Source organism: Neisseria sp. P0021.S007, assembly GCF_051956855.1.
Genome location: NZ_JBQCXA010000739.1, coordinates 1 through 615, shown reverse-complemented (window position 1 = coordinate 615; position 615 = coordinate 1). Strand labels below are relative to the sequence as shown.

The 615-nt window shown below is 47.5% G+C and carries 1 protein-coding gene; it reads left to right on the top strand.

What is annotated here, in order from left to right; genetic code table 11:
* Positions 1–37 precede the first annotated feature (37 nt).
* On the top strand, positions 38–615 hold a 578-nt coding region (locus ACTHUR_RS15695), incomplete at its 3' end, for an aldose epimerase family protein (RefSeq protein WP_440399572.1).

The following is a 615-nucleotide window of genomic DNA, read 5'->3' as shown; positions in this document are numbered from 1 at the left end:
CCACACAAATGATAAACAATTTGAAGCTAAAATCATTATGCCTGAAATCATACTACGCAACCAATCAGCCACTATGCAAGTCAATACAATGGGCGGATATATTGACTCCCTGATTCTAAAAGGACGGGAAGTCTTGTTTCCGAAAACCAGCGTCCACGTGGGCGATGATACAAAATTACGCGGCGGCATGCACGTCTGCTTACCCCAATTCGGACCGGACAGCAAAAATCATCTAGCTCAACATGGTTTCGGCAGAACTTCAGACTGGGAAATCCGCCATCAAAATGAATCGGATATCGGCTTGAAATTAATCAGCACAGAAAAAGGCTATGAACACGTCGAATGGTTGCTTGATTACAGTCTGCCTAACGAAAATGAAGCCATCGCCATCCTAACTGTCTGCAATTACGGCGAATCGCCCGTCCGCACGTCTCCGGGATTCCACCCCTACTTTACCGCCGCAGGTACACAATTTGATTTCAACGGCGCGCCATACGATGCCGACTATATCTCCCATACCGAATTTGTTTCCTCCGACCAGGATGCACACGTTGCATTTAACGGCTTGAAACTGGATATCCGCACCCACAATCTGCCTGTGTATGCCCTCTGGAG